Source organism: Pseudomonas yamanorum (genome assembly GCF_013386765.1).
GTDB classification, from domain to species: Bacteria; Pseudomonadota; Gammaproteobacteria; order Pseudomonadales; family Pseudomonadaceae; genus Aquipseudomonas; species Aquipseudomonas yamanorum_A.
Genome location: NZ_JACARE010000044.1, coordinates 60987 through 69373, shown reverse-complemented (window position 1 = coordinate 69373; position 8387 = coordinate 60987). Strand labels below are relative to the sequence as shown.

At 62.8% G+C, this 8387-nt stretch carries 10 protein-coding genes; 4 read left to right on the top strand and 6 right to left on the bottom strand.

Annotated features, from left to right (window positions below):
• Positions 1-129 precede the first annotated feature (129 nt).
• Positions 130-1695, bottom strand: coding sequence for a L,D-transpeptidase family protein (locus tag HX875_RS27935; protein ID WP_177047660.1), 1566 nt, complete (start codon positions 1693-1695; stop codon positions 130-132).
• Between the two features lie 37 nt (positions 1696-1732).
• Between HX875_RS27935 and HX875_RS27930 the strand changes: the two genes are divergently transcribed.
• Both HX875_RS27930 and HX875_RS27925 read left to right on the top strand, forming a co-directional pair.
• Positions 1733-2446 carry a murein L,D-transpeptidase catalytic domain family protein gene (locus tag HX875_RS27930; protein WP_177047658.1) on the top strand — a complete coding sequence of 238 codons (714 nt, stop codon included), beginning with the start codon at positions 1733-1735 and terminating at the stop codon, positions 2444-2446.
• A gap of 86 nt (positions 2447-2532) precedes the next feature.
• On the top strand, positions 2533-3282 hold the full coding sequence (locus HX875_RS27925) for a creatininase family protein (RefSeq protein ID WP_177047656.1): 750 nt from the start codon (positions 2533-2535) through the stop codon (positions 3280-3282).
• Positions 3283-3390: 108 nt separating this feature from the next.
• Here HX875_RS27925 and HX875_RS27920 read toward each other — a convergent pair whose 3' ends face one another.
• On the bottom strand, positions 3391-3732 hold the full coding sequence (locus HX875_RS27920) for a hypothetical protein (RefSeq protein WP_177047654.1): 342 nt from the start codon (positions 3730-3732) through the stop codon (positions 3391-3393).
• A gap of 29 nt (positions 3733-3761) precedes the next feature.
• The gene (locus HX875_RS27915; protein WP_177047651.1) at positions 3762-4406 is read right to left on the bottom strand and encodes an ATPase; all 645 of its coding nucleotides are present in this window, start codon (positions 4404-4406) and stop codon (positions 3762-3764) included.
• A 143-nt stretch (positions 4407-4549) separates the two neighbouring features.
• Between HX875_RS27915 and HX875_RS27910 the strand changes: the two genes are divergently transcribed.
• The gene (locus tag HX875_RS27910) at positions 4550-4813 is read left to right on the top strand and encodes a hypothetical protein (RefSeq protein ID WP_177047649.1); all 264 of its coding nucleotides are present in this window, start codon (positions 4550-4552) and stop codon (positions 4811-4813) included.
• 15 nt (positions 4814-4828) lie between these two features.
• Here the strand turns inward: HX875_RS27910 and HX875_RS27905 are convergent, their stop codons facing one another.
• Positions 4829-5560, bottom strand: coding sequence for a GntR family transcriptional regulator (locus HX875_RS27905; protein ID WP_177047646.1), 732 nt, complete (start codon positions 5558-5560; stop codon positions 4829-4831).
• A 33-nt stretch (positions 5561-5593) separates the two neighbouring features.
• Complete coding sequence (yfcF, locus tag HX875_RS27900; RefSeq protein ID WP_177047644.1) at positions 5594-6226, bottom strand: glutathione transferase; 633 nt, start codon at positions 6224-6226, stop codon at positions 5594-5596.
• Positions 6227-6397: 171 nt separating this feature from the next.
• On the opposite strand from yfcF, the gene HX875_RS27895 reads away from it, so the two are divergent.
• Entirely contained in the window at positions 6398-7828 is a 1431-nt protein-coding gene (locus HX875_RS27895; protein ID WP_177047642.1) for a hypothetical protein, read from the top strand.
• Here HX875_RS27895 and HX875_RS27890 read toward each other — a convergent pair.
• Positions 7825-8373 carry a DUF924 family protein gene (locus HX875_RS27890; RefSeq protein ID WP_177047640.1) on the bottom strand — a complete coding sequence of 183 codons (549 nt, stop codon included), beginning with the start codon at positions 8371-8373 and terminating at the stop codon, positions 7825-7827. The genes HX875_RS27895 and HX875_RS27890 overlap by 4 nt on opposite strands.
• Positions 8374-8387 lie beyond the last annotated feature (14 nt).

Genomic DNA, 8387 nt, shown 5'->3' with positions numbered 1-8387 from the left:
GGAGGTGCAATGCCACCTCTGTGGGAGCCGGGCTTGCCCGCGATGCTGGCGACTCAGTCTCCCTGGCACACCGCGGTGATCCCATCGCAGCCTCGCCAAGGCTCGACAGCTCCCACAGGGATTACGCAGTTAAAGCGTACTTTCCATCGCCTTCATCAGCACCGGATCCCGCCCGTAGATATCCGGCGCGTACAACAACGCGCCCTTGCTATCGACCTGCACCGTCCAATATGCCAACAGCACCGGCACTGGCGTCGCCAGCCGGAACTCGTGGGTCGTTTCCGTCGCCAGCAATTCTTCGGTACGGATCTTCTCCGCCGGGCTCACCAGCAAATCCCGCAGTAGCAGCGGCTGCTCAACCCTTACACACCCCGAACTGAAGGCTCGCGGGCCCTTGGAGAACAGCGGCTGGCTCGGGGTGTCGTGCAGGTACACAGAAAACGGATTGGGAAAGCGCAGCACGATCCGGCCCAGCGGGTTGCGCGGGCCGGCGCCCTGGCGCAGCAGGATGTTGCCGGGCCGCGACCAGTCGACCTGTTCGGGCATCAGCAGGTTGCCCTGGCTGTCGAGCACTTGCAGGTTCTGTTGACGCAGGTATTCGGGGTTCAGGCGGATGGCCGGCAGCTTGTCCTCGCGCATGATGGTGGGCGGGATGGTCCAGGTGGGGTTGAGGGTCAGCCGGGTAATACGCGATTTGAGCAGCGGCGTCTGGCGGTCGGCGCGGCCGACTTGCAGGCGGGTTTGCCACACGGGCACGCCGCCCTGATAGAAGCTCAGTTGCGCCGCCGCAACGTTCACCAGCACGCCTTCGGGCTCCAGGTCCCGGGACAGCCAGCGAAACCGCTCAAGGTTGATGCGCAGTTGTTCGCGGCGAATCGCCGGGCTGATGTTCAGCTCGGTGACGGTGCCGGGGCCGATCACGCCGTCGGCTTGCAGGGAATGGCTTTGCTGGAAGGTCTTGACCGCGTTCACCAGCTCGCCACGGTATTGGGTGCCGGACGATGTACCGGTGAGGTAGCCGCCATTGACCATTCGCCGCGCCAGTTGCGGCACCCGCGCATCGTCCATGCCCGGGCGCAACAACGGGCCGCTGGCTACCGCCTCCCAATGCTGCAACGGTTGCTGGCGCAAGGCGGCATAGGCGCTGCGCAGGCTAAGGTACAGCGGCGCACTCGGGCGGGCCTGGTCGAAAGCTTGGGCGACGTTCTGCATACCGGCTTCGGCCATCGCCAGTAATTGGGTGTCGGGGTCCGGGGCCGGTGGCTGCGAGTGCCACACAGGCTCGAAGCGCGACTGCTGCAAGCGGCCAAAATGCAGATCCTGCAGCGCTTGCAGGTATTGCCGGCTGGTGCCGATGTCGCTGCACAGCACGTTGGCCGTGGCATCCACCGCAGGCAATCTATAGTGACCCGGGTCCAGGCCGTCATCGGCCAGCATCAGCAGTTGGGCCTGCAACGCGGCGCGCCGATCCCCCTCGGACCAGAGCACCCCGTCGCCCTGCTGCTGATAAAAAGCCTGCAAGCGTGCCAGGGAAGGCGCATCGACTTGCCCGCCCAGATCGGGACAAACGCTGGACAATTGCGAGAGCGCCAATTGCACCGGGGCCGGCGACACCACCAACAGGTCTTCGGCTGTCGCGACCAGCGGTGCAACGAGCAGGCAAATGCTCAAGTAACATGCGTGTTTTTTGAACAATCGCTTAGCTCCCATCCACGGCGGAGATGCTCTATACATGCTGACCTTTTGCTGCCGACTCGGCCTGATCATCTCGACCTTTGCCTCGCTGAGCACCGTTGCGCTCGCAGACACGGGTAAACCTCTTACTCTGTATAGCAGCCTCGCCCACGCCGCTCCAGAACTCAACCCCGCCGTTCTTAAAAGTGCCCTCACGGCCATGCAGTGCGCTGTAGGAAACGGCCTTGAACAGTCCGATCGACTGGCCGTGATCGACTACTCCCAACCTTCGACCGCCCGTCGCCTGTGGATCTTTGACCTGCGCAAGAAGACGTTAGTGCTGCGGGACCTGGTGGCCCACGGGCAAAAGTCCGGGGAAAACTTCGCCACCCAGTTCTCCAACCGCGAGGGCAGCTACCAGTCCAGCATTGGTTTGTTCCGCACCCAGGAGAGCTATGAAGGCGCCCATGGCTACTCACTGCGCATGGACGGCCTGGAGCCGGGTTTCAATGACCGTGCGCGGGACCGCGCCATCGTGATTCATGCCGCCGAGTACGTCAGCCCCCTGTGGAGCAAGCGCGAAGGCCGCATCGGCCGCAGCCAGGGTTGCCCCGCCGTGCGCCCGCAAGTGGCGCGCCAGGTGGTGGATAAACTCAAGGACGGCCAGTTCATGTTTTCCTGGTACCCCGACCAGCGCTGGCTGAAGTCCTCGGCGTACCTCAACTGCAAGCCGCGCCAGATGGCGAGCGCCGGCACCGTCAAAGGCGGTTGATGGTCTCGCCGTTGGCGTGCACCATGCGGCTCACGCCACCAGGAACTTCACCGTGTTCCTGGGCTTGATGAGAGAGAGACCCCGAGATGCTTTTATATCAATCCACCTGGATCGAGATTGGTCAGTTTCTGGAACGCAGCCGCAGCATCGTGATTCCCATCGGCTCCAACGAGCAACACGGCCCCACCGGCCTGCTGGGCACCGACTGGATGTGCCCGGAAATCATCGCCCATGAAGCGCAAAAAAATGCCGACATCCTGATCGGCCCGACCTTCAATATCGGCATGGCGCAACACCACCTGGGCTTCCCCGGCACCATCTCCCTGCGCCCGTCGACCTTTATCGCGGCGATTGGTGACTGGGTGCGTTCGCTGGCGGGCCATGGTTTCGAAAAGATCCTGTTCCTCAACGGCCACGGCGGCAACATCGCCTCGATTGAAGCGGCGTTCTCCGAGCTGTACGCCGAGGCGAGTTTTGCCGGGCGCCCGTCGGGTTATGCGCTGAAGCTGTGCAACTGGTGGGACCTGGAAGGCGTGACTGACCTGGCGCACCAGCAATTCCCAGTGGGCCATGGCAGCCATGCCACACCGTCGGAAATCGCGGTGACCCAATGGGCTTATCCGGACGCGATCAAGTCGGCAGACTACTCACCGCAAATCGCCAACACCGGGCCGATCCGCGAAGCCCGCGACTTCCGCGCACGTTTCCCCGATGGCCGCATGGGTTCGGACCCGGCGCTGGCCACCCCGCAAAAAGGCGGTGAGTTGGTGGCGTTGGCGGCCAAGGGCTTGGTGAAGGCGGTGGATACGTTCAGCAGCGAGCCAAAACCGAGCTGATTCATTCGAGTGTAGGAGCTGGCTTGCCAGCGATGCAGACACCTCGGTGCATCAGATACACCGAGGCGATGCTATCGCTGGCAAGCCAGCTCCTACAGGGTCATGGGTTTACAGGCAATCCCGCGCCGCATGCTCGAAACGCGACGGCTTGAACGGCGACGCTACCGGCTTGCGCTCGTACAGGAACACCTTGCCGCCGTCCTGAGCCTTGTAGACCTCAAGAATGTTGTCCGCGGCGATCTTGCTGCTCACCACGATCCGGGCATGACGCGAGTTCTGCGTGACCGTGGAGGTCATGCCGTCTTTCTCGAACTTGGGCACCACACACTGCACATAGGCTTCGGGGTCCTTGGCGGTTTGCAGGGTGAGGGATGGAGCGTTGGGGGCGGACGCACAGCCCGTCATCAAAACAGAAGCAAAAGCCATCGCAGGCACTAACAACACGCGCATAAAAAATCCTGAAAAATATAAGAAGTGGGCTAACCGGCGGCGACCAACGCCTTGAGCGAGGCATCGAACTGTTTCAATGCATTCAACTGAACGTCGCGCTGCTGCCCAATCTGTGCAGCGATCTGGGGCGCCGTTTTGTCATGGACCCATACAGAAGGCAAGTGCATTTGCATCGAACCTTCGGCTTTGGCGATGTATTGCAGGTCCAGGTCGTAGAACTTCGCCACAAACCGCGCCTCCACCAGGTCATTACGCTGGGTCAGCAACTGGTTGTAGGTGTCGAGCATCACCACCACGTCCGGGTGCGCCTGCAAGAGCGCATCGAGGTTGTCGTAGCGGGTGACCGAGGCAAAGGTGTGCCGCAGGGACGTCATCAGCCAGTCAATCGCCAGGTCCGGGTCGGAGCTGTCGACGAAGGCCTGGCGTATCTGCTCGTCCAACTGGCCCTTGGCACCATTGGCCGCCATGTCGTGGTAGCGCGCCAGGTACTGCAGGTTGTCGAGGGTGTTGTCGCTGTAGAGCACGCCGACCGATTGCGAGTGTTGCAAACTCACCGGGCTGGCGGCGATCGGCAACAAATGGCTGGTTTGCAGGCCCGAGGCCAAAGCCGGTACTGCCACGCCAATCCCGCTCATCAGCAGCGCCACCAGGGCCAATCCAGTAAAAGTCCGCATCGCAGGGTCCTTGCACATCATTTCCGATGAGGGCAATTGTCCTCCTTTTCCAGAAAAACAGAACTCGCAATGCTTGATGGTGACTATTATCTGGAGCAATAGTGTTGTGCAGGCCGCCCCATACAAAACGATAAGGAATGCCTATGAACCGCCATCAGAAAACCTTCGACCGCATCCGTGAAGCCGTGCTGCCGGAATTTCGCGACCGGGTTGCCGATTACCTGGTCGATTATGAGGAAGTGCTGCTGGACACCGCCGCCGAGCCGCAAGTGCTCTACGCCATCGCCCAGCAGCTACGCGGCTACTTGCGCGGTTTGAACACCACCCGGGTGCTGGGCATGGCCGACTGGGAAGACCTCGACCGCCGGGTGGTGCAGGCGTGGCTGGTGTTGCAGCAAGCCGAATAGCGCCACGCCAGCGGCTCAGCGAATATCCACGCGGTAACGGAAGTGTTCGGCATGGCCACGGCCGCGCCGCAGTTCCAGGGGTTGACCGGCGTAATCCCGGGCCAGCCGTTCGATCACCATCACCGGGCTGCCCACCGGCACCTGCAGCCAACGCGCCCACACGTCATCGATGGATTCGGCGGTAAGGGCTTCCTCGGCAGACGCCACAACCTGCCCGCAGACCTCTTCGTAGGTCGGATACAGCAACAACCCCTGCCGCGTCAGGTCGACGTCCAACAGCGCCTGGAACCGCGCGCGCGGCAGCCAGATTTCCTCGGCCAGCACCGGCCCCGTGTCCAGCACATGCACCCGCACGATACAAATCACCGGCGCATCCGGCTCGAGGCCCAGCACCTCGCTCACCGACAACGGCGCCGCCACCGGCTTGACCGACAGGATCCGGCTTTGTGGCAACTGGCATTCACCGCCCGGACCCTGGAAGCGGAAACACCGGAACAACGATGACTGGAACTTCGGGCGGCGCACAAACGTGCCCCGGCCTTGCTGACGCTCCAGGATGCCCTCGCCCACCAACGCCTCGATCGCCTTGCGCACGGTGCCGGTCGACAGCTGGTATTGCGTCGACAGCACCGCCTCAGGAGGAATCGCCGCACCGGCGCGCCAGTGATTATTGGCAATCTGCTCAATCAGATGATCCCGAAAGCGTTGGTACAGCGGCAGGCGGGAGTCACTCGACAGTATATTCATGGACCAGGATTCACTTTGTAATGGAGAAGATGACTACAGCGACGGTCGTGCCTGCTTGACCCATTCCTGGACCGAAGGCCGTTGCCACTGGCGCTCGGCGTACGCCACCAGGCCGGCGGGCACGCTGTCACCGTTGAGGATCAGGCGGTTGAGCATCACGGCCAGGTCCACGTCGGCGATCGACCACTCGCCGAACAGGTAGTCACGGCCATCGGCCAACAGCGCCTGTGCCGCGTTGATCAGCTTGTGGGCTGCCGCTTGCGCTGCCGGCGACAGCGGTTCGCCTTTAAGCCCGTAAAACACCACCAGGGTCGAGCGCTCCTGCCGGATCGGCATCAAGTCGCTGCGCAGCCACGCCTGCACCTGGCGCGCCCTCGCCCGCTGGCGAGGCTCTGCCGGGTACACCGGCACCTGCGGGAACACATCCTCCAGGTACTCGGTAATCGCCGAAGACTCGGACAACGCAAACTCTCCCTGCACCAGGGTCGGTACGCGTCCGGTCAACGACAACTGGCCGAACGCCTCGGACTGGTTCTCGCCCGTGTCGAGGTTGAGGGTGAGCAACTCGAACTCCAGGCCTTTTTCCCGCAGGGTCACAAACGCCGACATCGCGTAGGGACTGGTGAAGTGGGCGTCAACGTACAGGCTCAGCGGGCGATGGTTCACGGCGACATCTCCTTGGTGGGAGCACCACACTACGAGATCGCGCGGCGCAAATGAAATGCGCGGTTTTTATGGGGGCATTCCTGGCTGGAATACCACCGATAATGGCAATACTATGGCGTCTAGCCACCCCACCTGAGGTGCCCCAAAACCAGATCAAGGAACGATCAAACGATGAAACAAGCGGTAGTCGTCATCCACGGCATCGGCGAGCAGCGCCCGATGGACACCCTGCGCGGCTTCGTGGAAGCGATGATCCCGGCGGACACCCCCGAGGCCACACCCTTCTACTGGAGCAAACCCGACCGTTTTTCGCGCAATTTCGATTTGCGCGTGTTGAAGTCGGCCGGCCGCAACACCACCGATTTCTACGAATACTACTGGGCCCACAAGATGCAGGGCACCAAGGTCGGCCACCTGCTGAGTTGGCTATGGGACATTTTCAAGCGCCCGCGCCGGGATATTCCCACCGCCATCGTGCCGATCTGGCGCGCCACCCGCTGGACGGTGCTGGCCCTGCTGGTGCTGCTGGTCAGCGGCACCCTGGCCACCCTGTATGGACGTTTCCCCCACAGCGACAACCCGTTTGCCCTGGTCCCGGTGCTGCTGGCCGTGATCGGCCTGGCATTGAAGTATTCGGCACTCTCCTACCTCGGCGATGCCGCCCGCTACCTGAGCCCCAACCCGCAGAACGTGGCGGTGCGCGAACAGATCCGCGCCGATGGCGTCGACCTGCTGCGGGCCCTGCACGACAAGGGCGACTACGACCGCATCATCGTCGTCGGCCACAGCCTGGGCAGCGTGATTGCCTACGATATCGTCGGCTACCTGTGGCACGAACATCACGACCAGTTGCACCCCAACAGCCCGGAACTCGCCGCCCGCTACGCCAACCACGAGCGCCTGCAACCGGTGGTCCAGGACACGTTGCCCAAGGCCGGAAGTGCCCTCGACGGCCGCCTGCAAAGCCTGCTCCGATTCCGCGAGCAGCAGGCCGAAGCCTTTATCGAACAAAGCAACCTCGGCAACCCGTGGCGCATCACCGACCTCGTCACCGTCGGCAGCCCCATGGCCCACGCCAGCCTGCTGCTGGGCCGCAGCGTGAGCGACTTCCAGCGGCGCATCGAACGCCGCGAGGCGCCCGCGTGCCCGCCGACCCTCGACGAAAAGGGCTACGGCTACAGCGGCCGGCTGTCCATCACCGTGGGCCAGCGCCCCTTTTCACCGTTGTACCTGCACCACGCAGCGGCCTTCGCCGTGACCCGCTGGACCAACCTCTACTTCCCTGCGCCAATGGGCCTGTTTGGCGATATCGTCGGCGGCCCGGTCAGCCCGGTAATGGGCGCCGGCGTGCTGGACCTGCCGGTGACCGTGGGCCAATGGAAAGGCTGGCTGGCCAGGTCCTGGCTCAGCCACACCCACTACTGGAGCGAACGCGGCGGCAAACAGGGTTACCTCAGCCAATTGACCACCGATGAAACCGCGATCACCCACGGCGAACGCCCGTCGGCGACGCAAGCGCTGCGCTGGGCAATTGACCTCAAGGGTGTGCGGCGTTTTCGTCAGGTGGGTGTCCGGAACACAGTCGCCGAACCAGAGGTCTAGCCCGAAAAGCCACCGCCCTCCAGAAACGCCCGCTCCTCTTCTGTCGTGACCCTGGCCAACACCTCATTACGATGGGGAAAGCGCCCGAACCGCTCGATGATGCGAGCGTGCTCTTTAGCCCAGTGATAGGTATTGGCATCGAGGTCCTTGTTCAGCGCCACCGACAATTTCTGATCCTCGGGATCTTCAGAATGCGCGAACGGCAAATAACAAAACGCCCGCAACGGGGTTTCAATCAACTGATCCATCCCCGCCTCGACCATCTGCCGCGCGTACAGCCGCGCCAGTGGGTCGGTGGCGAACATATGCGCCGTGCCGCGGAAGGTATTGCGCGGGAACTGATCCAGCAGCAACAGCAGCGCCAGCGCGCCTTCCGGTGATTGCATCCAGTTCTCCAGCTCGCGCCGGGCGGCCTGGAAGTGCGCCGTGTGAAAAGCCTCGCGAAAGCGCCGGTCAAACGCTTCATCCTTGGCAAACCAACGCTTGGGCCCTGCCTGCTTCCAGAACTCAATAACTGCCAGCGCTCCATTCTCGATAGTCGTCACTGCCCTCTCCTCGA

Excerpts from the sequence above, each read along its gene's own strand:
- HX875_RS27925 (WP_177047656.1), top strand. The coding sequence starts at position 2,533 with ATGCTTTTATATCAATCCACCTGGATCGAGATTGGTCAGTTTCTGGAA.
- HX875_RS27920 (WP_177047654.1), bottom strand. The coding sequence starts at position 3,732 with ATGCGCGTGTTGTTAGTGCCTGCGATGGCTTTTGCTTCTGTTTTGATG.
- HX875_RS27930 (WP_177047658.1), top strand. The coding sequence starts at position 1,733 with ATGCTGACCTTTTGCTGCCGACTCGGCCTGATCATCTCGACCTTTGCC.
- HX875_RS27915 (WP_177047651.1), bottom strand. The coding sequence starts at position 4,406 with ATGCGGACTTTTACTGGATTGGCCCTGGTGGCGCTGCTGATGAGCGGG.
- HX875_RS27895 (WP_177047642.1), top strand. The coding sequence starts at position 6,398 with ATGAAACAAGCGGTAGTCGTCATCCACGGCATCGGCGAGCAGCGCCCG.
- HX875_RS27905 (WP_177047646.1), bottom strand. The coding sequence starts at position 5,560 with ATGAATATACTGTCGAGTGACTCCCGCCTGCCGCTGTACCAACGCTTT.
- HX875_RS27910 (WP_177047649.1), top strand. The coding sequence starts at position 4,550 with ATGAACCGCCATCAGAAAACCTTCGACCGCATCCGTGAAGCCGTGCTG.